Source organism: Pseudoalteromonas sp. PAB 2.2 (assembly GCF_001938575.1).
In the GTDB taxonomy this organism is placed as follows: Bacteria; Pseudomonadota; Gammaproteobacteria; order Enterobacterales; family Alteromonadaceae; genus Pseudoalteromonas; species Pseudoalteromonas lipolytica.
This window is the reverse complement of sequence record NZ_LYPI01000007.1, coordinates 738,419-760,319: the sequence shown is the minus strand read 5'-3', so window position 1 is coordinate 760,319 and position 21,901 is coordinate 738,419. Positions and strand designations below refer to the sequence as shown.

The following is a 21,901-nucleotide window of genomic DNA, read 5'->3' as shown; positions in this document are numbered from 1 at the left end:
GAAACTATGCCAATTATAAAAACAACACTTTTACTGATACTTGCTAGTGTAAGTTTCACCAGCGAAGCGCAGTATAATGAGGCCATGTGCATTTTGTTAAAACAACAAATGCATGAATTTCGTAATAATACGAGTAATCGCAATTATCGCTCTGCAGCTCGTAACTATGAAAAGAACTGTAAAAATCCGACGCCTGTCCACAATGTCGAAGCATTTGAAAAGTTAACCGCGCAATCGGCAGAATCAACCCCCATAACCCCCAACAAATCAGTAAGCCCAACAGAGCACTCGGCTGCCATTCAAGGCATTGCTGACGATACCCCAGCACCTGAGCCACAAAACCTCGACGTAACGCAATTAGAGCAAGCAACTCAAGATACGCCGCCTACATCAGAGCCAGAACTCATTTCTGATGCAGCCGCCATTGAACCTGTAGCCAATGCATCAACGCTCGAAACAACAGAGCCAGTGCAGAGCGTACCGCAGCCGCAAAACGAGACTAACGAAGCGCTAACAACGGCGCAGACAGCAACGCCGCAAACAACAGCATCACAAACAGCAGCGCCGCAGACAAATAATTCAACCGATAACCTTGAAAGCGAGCCCGCATCTGATACACCCCCTGTGTCAGCAACAGAGGCAGAAAAACCAGTCGATGCCGCGCCAATACCCGCAGAGCCTGCACCAACACCACAACCAGCCCCGGTGCAAAGCGCTGCGCCTAGTTCGTCAACGTCACTGCTTATGCCCAGCTTAATCGTGCTATTAGTGCTGCTTGTGGCGGGTTTGTTTATTGTACGATTACGCAAAAGTAAACAACAAGACACACACCCTGAACTTGAACACAGCTTACTAGAAGCGCAAGCACTAAAAGCCGCCGCAAACGCAAATAAAGAAGCCGAAGAACTTAAATCGGCCACCGCCGCGATACTTGCAGAGCAAAGCGCAGAACAAGCCCCCGACATAGAGAATGAATTAGAGCAAAGTCGTTCGTTTACAGCCACAGACAACGAAGACAACAACGATGAGCTTTCGGAACTTGCCCGCTTTAGTGCTGAACGCGACTTTCACGAGCAACACACTGATTTTGCCGATGCGGATCAGTTTAATGAGCTTGAACTCGACAACGACGAGACAGAGCCCAAAGATACTGAGCCCAAAATTATAGCCGAGCCCACACAAGCTGAAACCTTGTTAAGCAGTTCATCATTCGGCTTCGACGAGTACGCAAAACAAGAACCGCTTACAGACGACGAGCCATTGACCAATGAACTTATTAATGACGAGCTTGAAAGTAGCGATTTTGAAAGCGATGCTCTTGAAAGAGACAACCTTGAAAGCAGTGATCTTGAAGGTAACGAGCTTTCAAATAACGAGCTCGAACAAGCGCCTGCCTTTACCAGCAGTTCATCATTTGGCTTCGACGAGTACGCAAAACAAGAACCGCTTACAGACGACGAGCCATTAACCAATGAGCTTATTAATGACGAGCTTGAAAGTAACCGTTTTGAAAGCAGCGATTTTAAAAATGACGAGCTTTCAAATGACGAGCTTGAAAATGACGAGCTCGAACAAGCGCCGGCTTTTACTAGCAGTTCATCATTTGGCTTCGACGAGTACGCAAAGCAAGAACCACTTGCAGACGACGAGCCTGTAAAAGATGACGTACCAGAGTACGACTTATCATCGTTAATGGGTGACGATTTATCATTTGCCGATCAATTTAACGACCAGCCATCGCTAGTCACTGAACCTAAGCCATCAAACACCGACGACGATATTAGCGACGACGATTTGGCAAAAGCGTTACAAGCACTTGAGCAAGAACTGTACGAAGAGCCTAAGCACACTCAGGTTGAATATACAGAGCAAAACGATGATGAAACACTAACAGAAACCGAGCAAGAGCAAGAACCAGCACAACAAGATGATAACGACGAGCATACCGACAGTAAGCCACACAATCCGTTTGCTAACTTGTCGCTAGACCCTGCGTGGGATCCAAACTCATCAGAAAAACCCTCGTTAGAGAGCAAAGCTAAACAGCCTAAATCTCAAGCCTTGATCGACGCCGAAGAACGCGCCAAACAACTCAAAACCGACGACTAGCGACTAAGGTTTTTTAAATAAAGGTTTTTTTAAAATAAAAAAAGGGAAAGCACCGTGCTTTCCCTTTTTATTTCAGTGTGGTGCGCGGGCGCATTAACCAATGAAAAACAAATATCAACGAAAAGAAAACAGCCACGGCCAGCACACACAAAAGAATAATGTTTTTTGGCAAAAACGAGTCACTCTTGTAGGTGTGGCGCTTTATTTCGCGCTCAGCACTTAACTTTGTTCTTTCGGCTTTACTGGGTAATTTAAACTCATGAAATGAGTCGTTAGATGTTACTTCTGAACGCACCGTTTGGGTGCTCTTTTGCTGCCATAGCATATCAAACTGCTGAAACTGCACTTGCTTATTCTCAATACACCACTCTAAATATTGCACTGACAATGGCTTATTAAGGCAACGAGACGGGATCACATAAAAACGGTCCCATGCGGCCTGCTTGCTAATATATGCTTGTTCTGACAAGGGTTTAGCTAACGAATTTTCAAGGTAAGCAATATCATGGTTATAAAATGCGAACTTGCGCTCAGCTATTTGCTCTTCGGTTAAACAATTCGATGCAATGCGATCAGATAAGTTTTGAATGCGCTGTTTGTAATCATCAACTTCGTCGAGCAGGTGAGTTTTACGCAGTGCCGATTGCAGTTCACTGCGTTCAGCATCCATAGCGTGGCATTCAACTGAAGGTGCTGTTGTTTGCGCCCATGACACACACGGCGACAATAACAGAGAGAATAAAATCCGTTTAATCATTAATTTACGTCACTGTAAAATAGAGAGGAACAGAGTACCATTTTTAGCTAAAAATTCAATACGGTTGCGTTAAATCTCCGCGCTTCTTTATCCGCTCTTCTTTAAATAATGGCTAAGGTGAATACGCTCCTCGTATTCATTATTTACCCACAGGGCACTGCCACTATTAAATCATTCTTGCTACAACAGACTGTACTACCTATTCACTTAATTAAATGAGCAATCTTGAGGCAATAAAATCCCGTTGATAACACGGCAAACATGTCGTTATTGAGTTGTTCTCGGCAATTGCTCCTGCATTGCGCTACCTCCTGCATCCATGCAGTCGTAAATCAAACATTTTTAATGCAAGATAACGACAAGTTTAATCCCTCAAAACGATTAAGTATTCTTGCGAATTAATATAATGCCGCTTAGTCATTAAAGTGACTGCTGATGCTTATAAAATTGCTCGTCGTCAAGCTCAAATTGGCGCATTAACCAGTCTTTAAAAACCTGCACCTTGTGCCATGTAAAATGCTCTGCTGGCCCCGCTAAATAGTATTTAAATTGGCATGGGTATTCAAAGTCGGGGTAAACTTCAAGCTGCCCAAGTTGTAATTGTGTTTCTATTAGGCGTCGGCGAACGATAGCAATACCTTGCCCTGCAAGGGTTGCTTGTATAACCAATGCCGCATTGTCAATTTCGAGCGAAGGTAACGCATCGGCGTTCATGCCTAGTTGTTCTGCAAACGTTAACCAACCTCGTTCGGCATCGGGGCAAATATCTTTTATTAGTTTTTGCGCCATTACTTGCGGCTTAAGCGTTTTAGTTACATCAATTAAACCCGGTTTATAAGCTAAAAATAAGCTGTCGTCGGTTAAAAGCTCGCTTTGTAAGTCTGGGTAATTACCAAGACCAAAGCGGATACCTAAATCAACTTGCCCCGTTGAAAAGTCGGCCAATTGATCGCTAGGCTCAATACGTACTTTTATGTTTGGGTATTGGTGTTGAAAATCGCTGATACGCCCCAGTAACCAGCCACTAGCAAACGAAGGCAGCACCGATAAATTTAACGTATTTGGGTGACTGTCTTGGCTTAATGACTGCACACCCGTATGCAAATGATCAAACCCCTTGAGTACATGAGGCAACAATTGCTCGCCCTGACGCGTTAGTTCAACGTAACGCGTATGACGGGTAAATAAAGCACAACCCAGTTGCTGTTCGAGTAGCCGAATTTGTTGGCTCACAGCAGCTTGGCTTACATATAACTGCTCAGCGGCCAGCTTAAAGCTGCCAAGCTTTGCAGCATGCTTAAAATACCAAAGGCTCTTTAAAGGAGGAAGTTTCATATGCGCTTATGGTTAATAAAAACTTAAGCATAGGCAATTTTTAATCGTTTGTCAGCATTGTTCTCTCACGTAATACTCATACAGCCAACCGCCACCAATTAAGGATAACTGTTATGAAATACTGCATCATTTTACTCTTTATTTGCCTCTCGAGTGCAAGCTATGCAAACCAACCCGCTGTAACACAGCTTGATACCGATGAAGGCTACCCCTATAAAAACTTAATTCAAAAAGTAGAACGCGTTGAAATTAGATACGTTGAAAACCAATACACCGTAACGTGCCGCGTGAATGTGCAAACACTGCATAATCAATACAATGGCAAAGAGCACACCGTGTCTGCAAAATTATTTGCCAAACGCCCCATGGCCGCTTGCCTCACACGTGACAAAGCCAAACAAATTTTAACCATGCTTTAACCTGTTTCAACCTTGTAAAACTAGGCTACGAATAGCAGTACTTCCCCAGTAGCCTAGTTTTTTTAGCGCCCAAAATTTCTAACGTCTAATTTCTAACGTCTAACTTCTAGCGTCTAATTTCTAGTTTATAACTTCCTCCACTTTCTCAACTTCAACCGGCTCTGCCAACGCATTCTCATAAAACGCGAACACCGCTTTGGTATAAGGCTGAGCATAATGCGCATCAAGCGCAGCTTGCGATACAAACTGCTCCACTAAAAACAAACAGCGCTGCTCCTTACTTGCAAACAACTCGAATCGGTTGCATCCAGGCTCTGCGCGAGTGGCAGCTAAAATGCACTGTAAACGCCCTTTACACTCTTCGAATAACGCCGCTTTAGGGGTGATTTTTGCAACTATATTTATCATACTGATTCCTTACTAAATAACTTTAAAACCCATGTTCTAATAGGTGGTGCCACTGTAAATGCCACCACAAACGCAGCCGGCCACGCATTCGCAAAGGCCTTCATCCAACTTGCTATAAACGTATCGCTTAGGCCTAAATTCACGTATGTAACCCATGCCGATAATAAAAACGACATTAAGAACGAAAACGCCGCAGTAAAAATAAAATGAATTTTCATATGTCCTCCTTGGCGTTACTATATTTGCACAGGGCAAGTGACAACAGTCACGAAAATGCAAACTAAGATTGAGGGAGTCGTATGCTGGATGATCTGCATTTGTTTATTGAGATAGCACGCCGTAAAAGCATGAGCCAAACAGCAAAAGATCTCGGCTTAAATCTTTCAACCCTTTCTAGGCGCATACAGGCATTAGAAGACAAACTTGGCGAACCATTGCTGCAACGCACCGCCAGAGGCATTGTACTCACAGCCAAAGGTGAAACCCTTTACGATGAACTCGGCCAGCAAGTGCTTGCACTTAATAGCCAATTAAAACAATTAAATGACTCGTCGGGAGCAAAAGACTTTTATCTCCTGTGCCCACAAAATATCATTGCAGGCCCACTCATGAGCGCAATAAATCAGTTTGCCTTAGCCAACCCTGCGCTTAATCTCCACATTTACCCAAGTAATGCCAATAGCCAACTAAGCCAAAAGCGTTTTGACCTAGCGATTAGAGTGGGCGAACAACAAGATTCAAGCTATTTTCAAAAACGCCTAGGGGCAATTGCCATAAAGCTAATAGTAAAGAAAGGGGCGCCAACATCACGCCTAGTGCTGCCCTATTCAGAGTCGCAGCTGCCTAGCGGATTATTAACCGCATTAAAAAATGAATTTGAACAAATAAGCTTTTGTTTTGATATTACAATCGCCAGAAAAATGATCGAAGCAGGCTACGGTGTAGGCATACTGCCCATGAGTGAAATTGGCTGTATAAAAGACACCCGCAACTTTAGTTATGTAGAAACGCCCCACAGCATTCCAGCAAGGCCAATTTATGCTCTGTGGGCTCACTCGCGCACCCCCTCTGCGAATGCGCAGTTATTAATAGAGCAACTACAAACCAGTATTGCGGGGTCACCAAGCTTACAAGGGGAAGTATTAGCGCTTTAACACTTGCTGCTTATGTTGTGAGGGAGCCTGTCGCAGCGGTTTAACATCGCGTATTCGCTCTAGGCTTGGCTCTTTAAGCTCGACATCTAAGATTGACTCTCTAAGCTCGCACATCGCACCTTGGCGCTATTCCGCTCTTGTAGGCGTGAAATGTATTTCGCGCGTTTTTCAATCGCCACAATACACAAAAACACACCGCCATACCCAACAGCCACCACCCGTAGGAGCCGTTTTAACGGTGAATCTTTCGCAGCGATTTTATAGCGCGTATCGCTCTAGGCTTTGCTCTTTAATATTGAATATCTAAGCTCGCACATCGCATCTCGCATCTCGCATCTCGCATCTCAAATCTCAAATCTCGCACCTTGGCCTATTCCGCCCTTGTAGGCGTGAAATTTATTTCGCGCGTTTTCAATCGCCACAACATCCAAAAACACCGCCATACCCAACAGCCACCACCCGTAGGAGCCGTTTTAACGGTGAATCTGTCGCAGCGATTTTATAGCGCGTATTTGCTCTAGGCTTGGCTCTTTAATATTGACTCTCTAAGATTGAATCTCTAAGTCTAAGCTCGCACATCGCATCTCAAATCTCGCACCTCGGCGCTATTCCGCTCTTGTAGGCGTGAAATTTATTTCTCGCGTTTTTCAATCGCCAAAATACCCAAAAACACACCGCCATACCTAACAGCCACCCGTAGGAGCCGCTTTAACGGTGAATCTTTCGCAGCGGTTTAACTTCGCTATAAGCTTTACTCTTTAAGCTCGAATCTTTAAGTCTAAGCTCGCATCTCGCACCTCGGCGCTATTCCGCCCTTGTAGGCGTGAAATTTATTTCTCGCGTTTTTCAATCGCCACAACATCCAAAAACACCGCCATACCTAAAAGCCACTCTTAGGAGCCGTTTTAACGGCGAAAAATTAATCCTTAAACCACCGATAAAAACCAAATACAAGCAGTAAAGCCGCAAAACCGACCCCGATTAACTGCCAAATTTTGGTCTCGCTCATTTTATCTAACTGAGGAGTTACAGCATGCACTTTATGCTGAATAATGGGTGTACTTTCTTCTGTTGTTTTAACCGCGCTTTGTGGTGAGTTTATTTCTGTAATGGTCGGCTTTACTGTAATGACAACATCTTTATAGTCAGATTTAGGCTTTGCATCCCATATAGATTCAAAAAGGGCTTTTTGCTCCGATTTATTTTCACTACACCATACAAAATCAGCTTGTTCTATTTTCTTAGCTCGGCATCGCTCAGGTAACTGATAAAACTGTCCCCATGCAATGCGTTTTTTATCATCATTAAACGAATTACTGTAAACCGTGGAGTTATGTACTTTGGTATTTAAAAGTGCAGTAGGGCTTGATTGATAGGTATGGGTGCCACCATTACCCGATGTTCTTTTGGGGTTTTTACAATACTTAGCAAGCAAGGTAAACAGCTCGTCAGAGCGCTTATTCCACCGCTCACCTTGCTCAGCGGTGTAACTTCTATTCATTCTTTTACGAATGCCCTCGCGCTCAGCCTTAATTCTATCGCATTGGCTTTGATAATATTGCTCAACAGCAACCGCATTCTGGCCCACGAGTAAAATAGCGAGCAATAAAATCCATTTATTCATAACGTTACATCAATGTAATTAAGTTAGTTACATTGTACCAAATTTAGAACCTAGAAAAAGTAACCTAACATATTAAATTTTTAGTAGCACAATTATTTGATGTGGCTTTTATTTATACATAATAATTTAGTATATTAAACACTCAATTTTAAAAAGGTAATGTTATGGATAACCAATTATCACTCTTTAAAGAAATAAATGAAACAGGTGCCTACAGTAGTTCACCTCAAGATTCAAATAGAAGGTTTTGCTCAGAGTTGGAAGAAGAATTAAATTCGTTGGGTTTTAATGAAAGTGAAGATAAATCACCTTCCCCGATGCACTACCTTAAAAGAGCCGAATACACTGATATGTATGGAGGCACGAGACACAGTACTTTTTTAATTCATCACAAGTTAAAAGGACTGCTAAGAGTTGAAGCGCATAGACAAGTTCAGAGTGGCTCTGTTGATCAAAAGTTTCCATTCTTTTATGAATCGTTAAGTAATGCCCCAGAGGAAAATGTGATTATTGTTTTCGACGGGAAAGGATATAAAAAAGAAGCTTTCGATTGGTTGATGTATCAGACTTCTCAAAATCGAAAAAAGTCATTTAACGTTTTTCCGAGTAAAGAACTATTTCTTGATTTTCTTTTAAACGAATAATGCATCAAAACATGATGCATTCCCTCTACACGTCTTAGTTACTGCTTGTTTATATTAATCATTTTAGTAAACTGCCTGTTCGAAAACAGGGAGTCGTTATGGAACAGGTTGGTATTTACGAGCAGCTGATTACGCAAGTAATCGAGCAACACCTAGATCGTGAACAGTTTTATGTCGGAGAACGCCAACTTGAATCAGCAGAAGCTGCCACTTGGCTGTCTCGATTTTTAGGTAAGTTAATTGCTCACGCGATTGATGCTATACCTAGTTCAAATAATCGCTTACAAGAGCAAATCAATCTAGCAAATAACTTAGTTTTTTGGCTTAAAGATCATATTCGAGATGATGAGCTAATAAGTGAAAACCTAATAGATAGCCAAGGCAGAATCCTCACTGCACTATTCAATACTGAAAACCCAATTGCAGCAAACCTCAAAGACTACACCAAAAATATATTTCCATTAACAGGGCTTACCCAAAGCGAATTATTTAGTGGCGCGAATGCGGGTATATCGCTCGAGACAGAATTAAAGCGTGAGATAAAATCGGCCGACACTATTTACTGGTTAGTTTCATTTATAAAGTGGACAGGGCTAAGAATATTTAAAAATGAACTTGAAGCCTTTACCAAAAGTGGTAACAAACTAAAAGTTATCACCACCTCTTACATGGGGGCAACAGATGCTAAAGCGGTTGAGTTTTTGGCAAGCCTACCAAACACTGAAGTAAAACTAAGCTATAACAATCAGCAAGAACGTTTACACGCAAAATCTTACTTATTTATGCGTAACACCGGTTTTCATACTGGCTATATTGGTTCGTCTAACTTATCGCATTCGGCACTCACCAGCGGCCTTGAATGGAATTTAAAAATTACAGCGCAAGAAATTCCGCATATTATCGCTAAAACCAAAAGCACCTTTGAAACCTACTGGCAATCACCAGACTTTGAACTGTTTAGTGGTAAAGTTGAATGTAAAGAAAAGCTAATAAACTCACTGAATGAACAGCGTGGTAAAGGACAAGCAAGTAACCAGTTCTATTTTGATATAACCCCTAAAACTCATCAATTAGCTATTTTAGAAAAACTAAGTGTTGAACGAAGTGTTCACAATCGCTTTAAAAACTTAGTAGTGGCAGCAACAGGCACAGGTAAAACAATCATATCTGCATTTGATTTTAAAACCGTGTACGACAAAAAACCAAATGCCAACTTTTTATTTGTTGCTCACCGAGAAGAAATCCTCACTCAAGCACAAAGCGCATATCGTGGAGTGCTAAAAAATAATGATTTTGGCGAGCTTTGGGTTGGCAACTACAAACCTCAAAGATACAACCAATTATTTGCCTCAATTCAAACCCTTAACAACCAAATCGACAACATAAAATTGAGTGCTGATTTTTATGATTATATTGTTATTGATGAAGTGCATCACGTAAGTGCTAACAGTTACCGTGGCATTCTTAATTACTTCAAACCAAACATTTTATTAGGGTTAACGGCCACACCTGAAAGGCAAGATGGGGCAAATATATTAGAAGATTTCTGTGGTGTTATTGCCGCAGAGATCCGCTTACCAGAAGCCATAAATCAGCGCCATTTATGCCCGTTCCAATACTTTGGCCTTGATGACGATACAGATTTAAGCACGGTAACTTGGCGAGGCGGTCGTTACGATATTAGTGAGCTTAGTAAGCTATATACAGGCGAGAATAACCGCGCGAATAAAATCATATCGAGTCTCAACGACATCGTTACAAATATTAACGCTATTAAGGCATTAGCATTTTGTGTAAGCCAAGATCATGCTGAGTTTATGGCCAGTAAGTTTAACCTTGCAGGTATAAGTGCAGACGTACTTACCAGTAAAAATACTAGTGAACGAAAACACAAACAGCAGGCGCTTAGACGAGGTGAAATACACATACTCTGCGTCGTTGATATTTTTAACGAAGGGGTCGATATTCCAGAAGTAGATACCCTGCTATTTTTGCGTCCAACCGAGAGCCTAACGCTATTTTTACAGCAATTAGGTCGTGGCCTACGTTTACCCGACAACAGTCAAAAGCAATGTTGTACCGTACTCGACTTTGTTGGTAACGCTCGCCCCGAATATGACTTTGCCAATAAGTTTCGCGCACTCATTGGAAAAAGTAACCAGCCAATAAAAACCGAAATAGAAAATAATTTTCCGCACTTGCCGCTGGGCTGTCGTATAGAGCTACAAGAACGCACGCAAAAAACTATTCTACGTAATATACAACAAGCAACAAACAGCAAACGCCGTTTGCAACAACTTATAAACAGTTATTCTCATCATACAAGCGACGAGCTAACACTAAGTAACTTTTTACGTATAAACCCACAAGTCACATTAGAAGATATTTATAAACCGAAAGATACAAGGCATGGCGGTTGGCATTGGTTAAAAGACGATAATATTCCAGCAGATCAAGTTGATATATATAGTGCCTATTACAGAGCTATAAATACGCAATTACTTAGCTGTGATTCACTGAGCTATTTGTGCTTTTTACGCGATTTATGTAACAGCGACTTTAGCATTGAGGTAACACCTAAAAATCAACAGTATGCACTCATGGCTCATTACAATTTTTGGGATAACACTGGCACAAGTCTAGGGTTTAAATCCCTTAAGCAAAGCTTACAAGCACTAAAAAACCCGTTATTACAAAAAGAGTTATCAGAAGTGATTGCGCTTTTAATAAATCGTATTCATCAACAAGAAAGTGATTTAGCGTGCTTACCAAACCATGCAATAAAATTGCACAGCCGCTACACTCGCCAACAAATATTAGCGGCGTTCGGCGCGCATACGTTTGATAAAAAATCGACCGCTCGCGAAGGTGTATTAGAGTTCAAAGAACAAAATTTAGAGTTACTATTCGTCACGCTCAATAAGTGCGAAAAAACCTACTCACCAACAACGCTATATCACGACTATGCAATCAGCCCAAACTTGTTTCATTGGCAAACGCAAAACAGCGCCCGACCAGAACACGGCCGCGGCCTAAGCTACATTCAGCACCAACAAACAGGCAAAACCATCTTGCTGTTTGTGCGTGAACAAAGCAAAGATGAAAACGGCCGAACCATGGGATTTGTGAACTATGGCGAGGTTAAATATCAAAGCCACAGCGGCAGCCAGCCAATGAATATAACATGGGAATTAGTAAGCCCCATGCCAAACGAAATGTGGCATGAGGCAGGAAAATTGGCTGTTGGGTGATAGCGTATCACCCCGTTGAAAATTAGTTTATAGTTTTCTCACTTTGTGTGGCGCTATTAACCAGCTCTTTAATTTTAGAATTATCTAAGTTCATTTGCTGATGTACATGTGCATATTTAATGTTAGCTATTGAGCAAAGCTTTCTAACTATTTCATCTTTAACATCAAACATATAAAGATAGTTAAGTATAAAACCTTGAATAATAGTTTTAGATAGGCCGTTAGAACTCATTTTACCAATTATTTTTTTTATTGAATCAGGGCTCGTTTTATTACCTAAATCAAGCTTTGTTGCAAGTAATAGCATATAATAAGCGTTTGTTGACTCTTTTTCAGCGATTTTTTCTATAATTGGTAATAAATTCTCATTACCTATAGCTGTTGATATTTTACTAATAAAAGATGTAGAAATTAGCCAAAGTAAATCAAATAATGCTTTACGCGCATATGTATTGATTTCTTTAGGATTCATCTCTTCTTGATCCCCTACTTTACTTTTAATATTTTTTTCTATAATAGAGATCATTTCATCTGGTTGTTTATTTATCTCTTCAAATATGTAGCCCATAGCCCTCAATGGAGCAGCAATTGCTTCTTCTATCAGCTCAGTTTTTTTACCTACTTTCAATGAACCATAATAAGTTCTAGCTAATTGACCTAGTAAGTCTAAAGATTTGAAAGTGACATTCATATCTTTAATTAATGTAGATATTTCAGGATCTTTTTCTGAGTTACTTTCTTCTAAACTTTTGCCTTGTGTGTTGTCTTCATCATCAGCATCCTCAGCCTCCTCCGCATTGTCTTGTGCCTCAGCTTTTCTCAGCCGATAGGATTGAGAGTCTGATTTATCTAATTCATAAATCATAGGAGGCAAACGTTCAACCAACTGATCTAAAAACATTACATCTAAATCTAATGATACTTTTTCAATGTCATTAAAGTGCTGCCGAGCATGTTTTATTATTTTATCTAATACAGTTTTATCTTTACTGTGATGAGTTAAGAACATTAATATATTCATGTTCTTATTTACATGTAAACCTTCTATTAAATCATCAATCAGCTTAGTAGTAATTGGATCATCTAAAGTTTCAGCGAAGTACTTTGCAATAAAAAAATAATATACATAAGGATACTTAAAGCTATAAGTGTTTTGCTCTGCTGATCTATATAGTATTTTTGATCTCACAAGCTGTTCTAGTCTTCTCTCAGCATCAATTTTAAGCCCATATTCAATACAAAAATTTGAGTTAAAGTCCCATAAGCTGTCATAATCTTCGCTATTACTCTGTCTATTATAAAAGTAGAAAGACAACTCTTTTACATAGCTAAATATTTCTTCCAGTTGCTCCTTTTTTATCCCTGACGCCCCCATACTACTAGTTATAAGATATTGATAATAATAACCATGTGAGCTTGTGTTAATGTCAGTGGCATCTCCAGAATCTAATGATTGCAACATGGTTAATAAAAACAAAGGAGAAGAAGGAATAAAGTTTTTACCGATTAGCCTATTTATAGTTTTATTGGATATATCATTTTGCGCTATAAGCCTACCTCTATCCATCTGACATCCTGACTTGAGCTCATTCCACTTATTAATAAGTTCATATCGAAGCTTATAACCTAATCTCAAAATCTCTGCTTTTTTGAATTTTGTTAAATACTTCTCTTTTGATATTGTTAAATCTGCAATATCAAAAGATTCAGAAACACATAAAATAACCCTGTCAAAAACATCAAATAATTCTGAAAATATTAAACAACGTTCATTAAATGAACCTTTTATGAAATCAAAATTATCTATCAGTAATATTTTCTCTCTCTTCTCAGAAGAAAGACTTTCAAAATTGACATCTATGTACTGTTCAGATATGTATTTATTTAAATTATCTAACTTTAATTTCTTAACTCTTTTTATTGACATTCCATCCAATAATATTGGAATTTTTTTGTCATACAAAAAATCAACAAAAAGTTTTTTTATTAATGTTGACTTACCAATACTTTCCTCACCCATAAGTATTAAGTGACTAAAACTTATATCGGAGGCAATATCTTTTGAAGAAAGTTTTTTTAACTCACTATCAATACTGCCAAGCTGTTTTATATTTGGATATACGAAAACATCATCTAAATCTAAACTTTCCTTTTCAGCATGAGTGAATCCAGTGCCTAGATCTAAAATTTTATTAAGAAAATCACTTTTCAGCTCAACGCCATTTATATTTTTTGAAATATATTTTGGCATTTCTATTTCTGAACGTACTAACTCCTTAGACTTTTTAAAGTAATCTCCACACCATAAAAACTCTTCAATTACAGAATCTTCTTTTACATCCAATACTAAAAATCCATTTTTTTCCATTCCGGGATCGTCAAAAGATATAGATTCAATAAAGAGACAGTTATTATCATCCTTACTGAAATGGAATCCATCGGAAATATGTTCATGCCCAGTTATAACTATATCAAAGTCATTCCTGATTTTATTTCTGATAGCTTTTTGGTTATTTGCTTCAAACCAAGAAAGTGGATGATGAAAAAAGATGATGTTTAAGCTATTTATATCTGGACTTAATATTTTTTCTTCTGGAAAAATAAGACTACCCGAAACTTCTTTTATCTCTGAACACCATGCTGTATTTAAAGCTTGAAAACTTAGTCTTTGTTTTTCGTGACAGCGATACTTGACTGCTAATGGAGAATTTTCTAACGCAGAAACAGATGTATGTGAATCTCTAAACGTAAAGAAGTCTTCTTGCCCTGCTGTCATAGCCAAAATAATGTCATCTTTAACATTTTTATAGTCATTTTTTATGTTAGTCAACAAGATGTCACGCACAGCCGAGTTTATTGAAAAATTATGGTCATGATTTCCAGGGCACATGAGTATTTTAATTTTATTTGATAACTCATTAAAAATACTATTCACTTTAAAGTATTCATTTTCCTTTCCAGAAAATGCAACATCCCCAACAAATAACACTACATCACCTTCTTTTGAATAAGTATGTATATACTCAACAAACTTATTTAGCTTGTTAATTACTTTATCATCACTTTCTTTGACGTGGATATCTGAAACTATAAAAATTCTTGTACTATGAGACATATAAAACCCAAATTTATTTTATTAATAAGTCATTATTAGTTTGGAAAGCGTTAATATATTAAATTAAAATTAACTAAACCAACTTTTTACCTAGTTACTAACCCGAAAGTTATGAATTGATGAGTAATCACCTGCATGGCGGAATTTTGTTCCCGACAACTTCCAAGCACCTAAATCCCTTAGGCAATTTAAGCTAAGCCGTAACTTCGTCATGGATGGCGAATACATGGCGGTTACGTTCACATCATTAACATAAGTTGAAGATCAAGTGTGATCCTCGGGTGCGCCGAGAGAGTCCAGAGAGAGGTCGGCGGCAGCCTCTCTTTGGTTGCCATCGCCAACGCGATAAAACCTCAAATAGAGGTTTTTAATCCCTTAAAAATCCTGCACGCAAACTCTAGGTCTGTACGTTAAACTTCACTATCTACACGTTATAACTTGGCTTATCTTCCGCCACTAAACCAAGCTCATTATTTTGCTGTTGATAAACAGCACTTTCTGCAAACTCAAAACTATTTATGCCTACCCACAATTTAGCGCTGTTTGCCTGTGCAACCTGATACGCCCAGTCGCTCACTGAGCGTGATTTTTCGGCATCACAATTAAAGTAATCGCTCAACTCACGAGATATATGCTGGTTATATATGACAAGGTTTTGTTCTTGCCAGCGCTCACGGTGCTCTTGCGCAGCTAAAAAGTCGCGTTTGTTGTTATTGCATTTACTATGAGCTGCCACAAAGTTGTGGCCTAAATCGTTGGCGTAACGCGTAAACGGAATAAAGTGATCAACCTCGGTTTTGCTGTTTAATGCCTTTTGACAATAAAAGCAGTGACCGCGTTGTAGTTCTATTAATACAGGCTTTGCTTTATTGAGTGCATTGCGATCAAAGCCAAATAAAAAGTCATGAAGTTGGCTTTGTGGGCCGATTAGCGCTTGGTTGTATTTAATACTTTGAATTTTTTGTAGCCATGCATTTTTAGCTAAGTACACAACTAAGTCGTAAAAGCGTCTAAAGCAACTGGCAATACCTGCATTTAAGGTAATGTATTGCTGCCCTTTAACATGAGGATATAAGAAACACTCTTCCTTGCCATTTAGCTTTTGTAATAACCATAACGGTCCATCTTTAATGGTTTGTAACGTTGTTCTGCGTATGTTTTTCCAATCACTGCACTTTTTTAATTGGCTAACTGAAGTAATGTTATTTAATTTTGCATCGTGCAGTGTGGTGATGATTTTGGCTTGTTTTTTGGAATTGGTATTTTGTAAAAGCAGCTGGTCTCTATTATTACCAATGGCACCAAAAGGAGATGCTTGATGCCAATACAACGCAATAAACTTTTCGACTAATTCATCAAATGTTATTGGTAATTGCGCATTCGGATCTATTTGCTGTTTTTCAATGCTGATATCAGCAAGCGCATGCAACAAGGCAAACTTGTAAGTGGCACTAAAGTCCCCTTCCACCAGCATGCGTTGAATATAAGCGATAAAGTCGAGCTGTTGCTGCATAGCCATATCCAAACTATGCCTTTAATGAAGGCTTTGATAAAACGCTGAGGGCTTCTTTTAAGCGCATAAGCTAAATCCTGTTACTGCGGCTTAAAATGAGTAAACCGCTCCATGGTTATTTATTAATACTAAATAACGAGCCGTTAAGCTGCTATTAAGTTTAAAAACAATCTAGCACGAATAGCCATGATAAATATAGGGTTTATCGATGAATAAAGTGGTTGCTCTAAATTAACATGTGAGGGATTCGTTTAAAAATGCGGCATAACGAGGTATGCCGCGCTGTCGTTTTATAATTTATAAGACTAAAGACTTACTTTGGCGTTCGTCTATGCAAAATGGCGTTTAGCCATATTTCGTTGGCGCGCTCTGGGCGCTGGTCGGCGCTTTGCCACGACTTTAAAATAAACAGGTTGGTGTTTTTAATAATGCTTTCGAGGCCAACTTCGTTTAGATCGGTAAATTCGCGGCCGTTGTGTTCTCGCTCGCCGTCGCCGTATTTAAACGATACATACACAATACCTTGAGGTTTAAGTGCGCGGGCTAGGTTATTAAAGGCGTCGGTTAAGTCGTTTTTTGAGACATGAATTAAACTTGCGCAGCACCAAATGCCGTCGTATTTTTCAACGTCTTTTAGGTCTTGAAAGCTGCTTACTGCCACCTCTTGGTTTAAGTATTCTGAGGCTAGCTTGGCTATTTCGGGGCTTATATCAAACGCATCAACGATAAAGCCGCGCTCTTTAAAAATAAAGGCGTCGCGGCCAGAGCCACACCCAGCATCTAACACAGTGCCATTTTTTGGCAGCAGCGGTAAAAACTCATCGTAAAGCTGAGTTAAATCTACATCGAGCGTGGCATCGACAAATGCTTGTGCGTTTTGGTTGTAGTAATCGATTGTTTTGGTTGCCATTTTACGTCCTTTATCGTGGCAGTAGTGCTTAGGTTAAAAATAGCATTAAAGCGAGATATCGGTAAATAAAATGAATGAAGAAAGTTTAAATAGGCCAAACCAGTTACACAAAGCGCGGCATGAAACTGTCGTTGCATTTTTACTGCTAATCGCCCCAAAAGTGTTAATAAATTTAAACACGCGAAGTATTCCCCCTGCCTATCTCACGACCATTTAACACTTTAGCAGGTAAAAGCTGTGCCATTGCACGCGTTATGTTTGATATATAACAGGTTGTTTGTTGCAAAAGTCACAATTTAATGGGGCTTTTGTCGCCCATTTCTAAACATACGACTATAATGTTAAGTGAAATCAACATTCTTAATACTAAATACTAGGGATACACAATGAAAAAACTTCCTATCGCATTGGCGCTATGTGCTGCTTTCGTGTCTGCAAACACGCTTGCAGAAGTTCGCATAAATGGCTTTGCTTCAATTGTGGGGGGTAAAACTCTCGACGACGACACTACTTTATACGGCTACGATAACGATATCTCTTTTAAGAATGAGAGCATGTTTGCTTTGCAGCTTTCAGCTGATTTACAAGAGAAATTAAGTGCGACAGCACAAATTGTTGCCCGTGGCGATAACGACTTTGACGCTGAGTTTGAGTGGGCTTATTTAACCTATGAGTTTACCGACGAGCTGCAACTAAGCGCAGGTAAAATGCGTGCGCCGTTTTACCGCTACTCAGACTTTTTAGATGTGGGTTACACGTACCGCTGGGTTCGTCCACCGCAATCAGTGTATAACTTACCGTTTTCGACCTATGAAGGTTTAAGCTTATTGCACAATACCCAATTAGGCGATTGGGACTCTACCTTGCAAGTTATTTACGGCAGTTTCGATGGTGATATTGCGGTTGTATCTGTTAATGGCGACACTGAGTTAAACGACATTGCGGGTATTAACTGGACTCTAGCCTACGACTGGTTTAGCGCTCGCGCTGCTTACTTTGTTGCCGAAACAACCATTGATATTGCAAACGATACCGACGCAGGTATTGCACTTAATGGCTTAGAGCAAGCATTACGTGGTGCAGGCTTTGTTGATCAAGCCAATGATATTGCTGCAAATGAAGATGATGGCTCGTTCTTTGCGATTGGTTTTTCGATTGATTACAACAACATTTTATTTGACGCTGAGTACACTGAGTTTGAAGTAGAAAACAGTGCGCTGGCTAAACAAACACAATATTACACGTCGGTTGGTTATCGAATGAATGAGTGGACCGTTCACTTAACTTACGAAAACAACGACGACAAACACGATAGTAATCGCTATAACGCGTTACCTGCTGTACCGCCATTAAACGCGGGTATTAACCAGGTATTAGAGGGCGTTAAAGCAAAAAGTAACGTTTACACCATTGGTACTCGTTATGACTTCCACCCGTCTGCCGCTTTAAAAGTTGACTTTAGTCGCTTTAAAGATGACATCACTGATACAGAAACTGATGTCGTTGCTGTTGCTGTTGATTTAGTTTTTTAATTGGAGTTCATAATGAAAAAATTACTATTAGCTACAGCGGTAACGCTTTTATCGAGCACCGCTTTTGCAGACGTTGCCGTGATTGTTAATCCAGCCAATGGCAATGCAATTGATGAAGGCACCATTAAAAAGATCTACCTTGGTAAAGCAAAGTCGTTCGATGATGGCACTAAAGTAAACCCTGTAAACCAAGATGGTAACAGCGTGAGCGATGAGTTTAACGACAAGGTGGTTGGTAAATCGAGCAGCCAGCTTAATGCGTATTGGTCTAAGCTGGTTTTTACCGGTAAGGGCACGCCTCCTGAAAAGCTGGCGAATGATCAAGCCGTTATTGACTTTGTAGCCTCTAATAACGACGCGATTGGCTATATTGATGCTGCGAAAGTGACCGATAAAGTAAAAGTTGTTGCGACGTTTTAATCGGTATTTGTTTACGTAGTAAAAAGCCACTTCAATATGAAGTGGCTTTTTTAATTTTAGCGTGTCGTTTTTAGCTTATTCAACTTTAAATTTTGCTGTGGCGTCTAACAGTGAGTCAGACAGGTAATGTAAGTTTTTAGCAACATCGCGTACTGCCGAAAGCGAGTCCATGGTCTCTTCGAACGACATATGCATGTTAGACACATTTTCTACAACCATGCTGGCAACAGAGGTTTGCTCTTCGGTTGCGGCGGCAATTTGCGAGTTCATGCCGTTAATTTCTAAAATTTGCTCAGAGATTTTCTCAATCGATAGGCCTGTATTCTCTGCGGCTTCGGCGTTGTTCATTGCCATGTCGCGCGCTGAGTTCATTGCATTTACCGATTCACTGGCTGCGGTGGTAAGTGTTGAAAGCAGCTCTCTGATTTCATTTGTCGATTGCGATGTACGTGAAGCCAGTTCTCTTACTTCGTCGGCTACCACGGCAAAGCCTCGACCTTGCTCACCGGCGCGCGCGGCTTCAATTGCAGCATTCAGCGCTAATAAGTTAGTTTGCTCTGCAATTGAAGTTATCACGTTCAAAATTTGCGTTACGTTTTTAGTGTCGCTTGCCAATTGGTTGATTGTTGAAGCGGCTTGGTTTATTTCGTCGCTTAAGGTGCGTGACTCTATCACTGAGCGCTGAATTTGCGTGCGGCTTTGCTCTACTTCGCGCTCTGCTGTTTGCGCTGCTTCAGATGCACTTGCAGCAGAATGAGAGATATCGGCCACGCTTTGGCGCATTTCTTCCATTGATTGCTTCACTATTTCTGCATCGGTCGTTTGTTTGGTTGTGGCTTTTTCGGCGCGTTCCATACCTTGTACTAATCGGGTTGAGTTTTCCATTAGCGGCTCACACACTGCAATTACTTCAAGTACTGCGGCCTTTAATAGCTTTATAAAGGCATTAAAGTTAATGGATACATGACCAATTTCGTCTTTAGCATGCACAGCCAGCTGCGTGCTTAAAGAGCCTTTGCCATCTGCAAGTAAGCGTAAGTTGTCGGCAGCCGCACTTGCAGACGAGCCAATACCACGGGCAATCCAAATTGAGGTAATCACCAATAAAACTAACGATATAATCGACACAACGAGCATTAAATGCAATGCGTTGTCAGAACGCGCTTTAGTGGCTTGTACTAATTCAAAAAAACGGTCATCAGCGCGCGCCTGAGCCCCTTTAAAACCGGTGAGTACGGCTTCATATAGCTTTGTTTTTTGCTGTGCCTGTTGCTGAATTTTACTAAAGTCGGCTGTACCGTCGATCATGGAGCTGGCAATAGCAGAAGAGGTTTTTGCGTATTGTTGTAGTTTATCTTTTGTTTCTGCGTTCACATAGCTGTTATTGATAGCAATAATATTTTGCAGGTTTTCGTTAATTACTTTGTACGTTTGTGCTGCGCTATCGACTAAGTCTGACTCGCCAAAGGTGACCGCTTGTGTGTATAGCTCATCGAGCTTTTCGAGTAAGGCCACATTTGCCGAGGTGAGTTTAACGACTTGATAAGACGACTTTTCTAGCTCATCAAGTGAGCCTCTATTATCGCTCATCGCGATATAGTTGGTTAGCACAATAATGACAAATGCAATGACTGCAATGCATGTTATGGCATGAATTTTTTTTGTAATACTTAGATTTTTAAATGAAATACCTGCAGACATTGAATCCACCTTTGCTGTCTTGTTACCTAGTATTATCGCCTGTTTTCCCTAAAGTATTAATTATATTTCAATTTTCAGACTTTATTCGTATAAATAAAGTGTAGTATCATCATGATATAGGCTTAACTTGTGTGATTTTTCTAGTATAGCAGTTATCTAAATAGACACGCTTTTTGGTGTCAGTATTTTTAGATGTAATTCATTTATTTTCGCTAAGTTAGCAGATTATTTCGAACAGAAAACCGGTGTTAATTTTGGGGGGAAGGTCACATTTAGGGCAACAACACTAGGCCATGTTTATAAGGCATGCCCCTACTTTATACCCCCAGCCTTAACTTTAGGCTTGTAAAGTATGTTTGCTGGCTGTTTTCTCGCTACACACCTTACGTGTTAAGCAACTAACTAGCATAATAATCACGCTGAAACGAAAAAAGGCCCTCTCGGACCTTTATGTTACACGGGCATTACTGGGCGTTTTGCTTTGCAACTAACGCTTTTAAGCTGTTACCAGCAACAAACAACGACGCTGCAAACAACCCTATATCTTTTAATAAAAACTCACCCACAAAGCTCAATACAGGAAAACCGGCATCGCTCGTAATACCTGATAAAAACACCATCATGCTAATGGTTACTGTAAATAACGCCATGGATAACAGCCCACCAAGCACCGATAAAGCGGGGTTAACAAAGCGTGCGAAAAATAATAAGCCGATGATAATTTCAAGTGAGCCTAAAAAGTTTACCAGGCCTTGCTTTGAGAAAAGGGCATACATCCACGAAACCAGTGGGTTATTAGCTATCATGCCGTACATGCCCTCAGCCTGCCCCGCAGAAAACTTAATACCACCAAACCAAATATAGATGATACCGAGTGTAATGTAGATAAGCGGCACACCTGCTTTTTCTAGCTTTTCACCAAGGGCGTTAAACGTTGTTAATTGTGTATTCGTAAAAGCCATGACAGCTCTCCTTTATTTAACCTACTAGTAGGTAGGTTTGCTAGGTA

17 protein-coding genes are annotated in these 21,901 nt (G+C 40.1%); 7 read left to right on the top strand and 10 right to left on the bottom strand.

The genetic code is table 11. The annotated features are described in order from the left end of the window. Positions 1-6: 6 nt before the first annotated feature. A complete protein-coding gene (locus BWD47_RS03765) occupies positions 7-2,109 on the top strand; it encodes a hypothetical protein (protein ID WP_075593409.1) in 2,103 nt (700 codons plus the stop codon). A gap of 67 nt (positions 2,110-2,176) precedes the next feature. Here BWD47_RS03765 and BWD47_RS03760 read toward each other — a convergent pair whose 3' ends face one another. Next, the gene (locus BWD47_RS03760; RefSeq protein ID WP_143474470.1) at positions 2,177-2,866 is read right to left on the bottom strand and encodes a hypothetical protein; all 690 of its coding nucleotides are present in this window, start codon (positions 2,864-2,866) and stop codon (positions 2,177-2,179) included. A gap of 420 nt (positions 2,867-3,286) precedes the next feature. After that, complete coding sequence (locus BWD47_RS03755) at positions 3,287-4,201, bottom strand: LysR substrate-binding domain-containing protein (RefSeq protein ID WP_075593407.1); 915 nt, start codon at positions 4,199-4,201, stop codon at positions 3,287-3,289. Positions 4,202-4,314: 113 nt separating this feature from the next. Between BWD47_RS03755 and BWD47_RS03750 the strand changes: the two genes are divergently transcribed. Continuing rightward, a complete protein-coding gene (locus BWD47_RS03750; RefSeq protein WP_075593406.1) occupies positions 4,315-4,620 on the top strand; it encodes a hypothetical protein in 306 nt (101 codons plus the stop codon). Positions 4,621-4,740: 120 nt separating this feature from the next. Here the strand turns inward: BWD47_RS03750 and BWD47_RS03745 are convergent, their stop codons facing one another. Further along, positions 4,741-5,028: a putative quinol monooxygenase gene (locus BWD47_RS03745; RefSeq protein WP_036972494.1), complete on the bottom strand. Its 288-nt coding sequence runs from the start codon at positions 5,026-5,028 to the stop codon at positions 4,741-4,743. Continuing rightward, positions 5,025-5,246 carry a DUF2798 domain-containing protein gene (locus tag BWD47_RS03740; RefSeq protein WP_065979259.1) on the bottom strand — a complete coding sequence of 74 codons (222 nt, stop codon included), beginning with the start codon at positions 5,244-5,246 and terminating at the stop codon, positions 5,025-5,027. The genes BWD47_RS03745 and BWD47_RS03740 overlap by 4 nt, the downstream gene beginning before the upstream one ends. An 81-nt stretch (positions 5,247-5,327) precedes the next feature. Between BWD47_RS03740 and BWD47_RS03735 the strand changes: the two genes are divergently transcribed. Beyond that, positions 5,328-6,182: a LysR family transcriptional regulator gene (locus BWD47_RS03735; protein WP_075593405.1), complete on the top strand. Its 855-nt coding sequence runs from the start codon at positions 5,328-5,330 to the stop codon at positions 6,180-6,182. A gap of 919 nt (positions 6,183-7,101) precedes the next feature. Here the strand turns inward: BWD47_RS03735 and BWD47_RS03730 are convergent. Further along, complete coding sequence (locus BWD47_RS03730; protein ID WP_075593404.1) at positions 7,102-7,806, bottom strand: hypothetical protein; 705 nt, start codon at positions 7,804-7,806, stop codon at positions 7,102-7,104. Between the two features lie 164 nt (positions 7,807-7,970). On the opposite strand from BWD47_RS03730, the gene BWD47_RS03725 reads away from it, so the two are divergent. Both BWD47_RS03725 and BWD47_RS03720 read left to right on the top strand, forming a co-directional pair. Beyond that, a complete protein-coding gene (locus BWD47_RS03725; protein WP_075593403.1) occupies positions 7,971-8,450 on the top strand; it encodes a PD-(D/E)XK nuclease superfamily protein in 480 nt (159 codons plus the stop codon). A gap of 98 nt (positions 8,451-8,548) precedes the next feature. Continuing rightward, complete coding sequence (locus BWD47_RS03720) at positions 8,549-11,701, top strand: DUF3427 domain-containing protein (RefSeq protein ID WP_075593402.1); 3,153 nt, start codon at positions 8,549-8,551, stop codon at positions 11,699-11,701. A 22-nt stretch (positions 11,702-11,723) separates the two neighbouring features. On the opposite strand, the gene BWD47_RS03715 is transcribed toward BWD47_RS03720, so the two are convergent. From BWD47_RS03715 to BWD47_RS03705, 3 genes are all read right to left on the bottom strand, one after another. After that, positions 11,724-14,816, bottom strand: a complete 3,093-nt coding sequence (locus tag BWD47_RS03715; protein ID WP_075593401.1) for a metallophosphoesterase — start codon at positions 14,814-14,816, stop codon at positions 11,724-11,726. A gap of 424 nt (positions 14,817-15,240) precedes the next feature. Further along, positions 15,241-16,329, bottom strand: a complete 1,089-nt coding sequence (locus tag BWD47_RS03710; protein ID WP_083633630.1) for an HNH endonuclease — start codon at positions 16,327-16,329, stop codon at positions 15,241-15,243. Positions 16,330-16,642: 313 nt separating this feature from the next. After that, positions 16,643-17,239 carry a bifunctional 2-polyprenyl-6-hydroxyphenol methylase/3-demethylubiquinol 3-O-methyltransferase UbiG gene (locus BWD47_RS03705; RefSeq protein ID WP_075593399.1) on the bottom strand — a complete coding sequence of 199 codons (597 nt, stop codon included), beginning with the start codon at positions 17,237-17,239 and terminating at the stop codon, positions 16,643-16,645. 386 nt (positions 17,240-17,625) lie between these two features. On the opposite strand from BWD47_RS03705, the gene BWD47_RS03700 reads away from it, so the two are divergent. Continuing rightward, positions 17,626-18,771, top strand: coding sequence for a porin (locus tag BWD47_RS03700; RefSeq protein WP_075593398.1), 1,146 nt, complete (start codon positions 17,626-17,628; stop codon positions 18,769-18,771). Between the two features lie 12 nt (positions 18,772-18,783). Beyond that, the gene (locus tag BWD47_RS03695; protein WP_036972509.1) at positions 18,784-19,191 is read left to right on the top strand and encodes a phosphate ABC transporter substrate-binding protein; all 408 of its coding nucleotides are present in this window, start codon (positions 18,784-18,786) and stop codon (positions 19,189-19,191) included. Positions 19,192-19,266: 75 nt separating this feature from the next. Here BWD47_RS03695 and BWD47_RS03690 read toward each other — a convergent pair whose 3' ends face one another. Beyond that, entirely contained in the window at positions 19,267-20,892 is a 1,626-nt protein-coding gene (locus BWD47_RS03690) for a methyl-accepting chemotaxis protein (protein WP_075593397.1), read from the bottom strand. Positions 20,893-21,356: 464 nt separating this feature from the next. Continuing rightward, entirely contained in the window at positions 21,357-21,854 is a 498-nt protein-coding gene (locus BWD47_RS03685; protein WP_075593396.1) for a DUF417 family protein, read from the bottom strand. Positions 21,855-21,901: the final 47 nt, after the last annotated feature.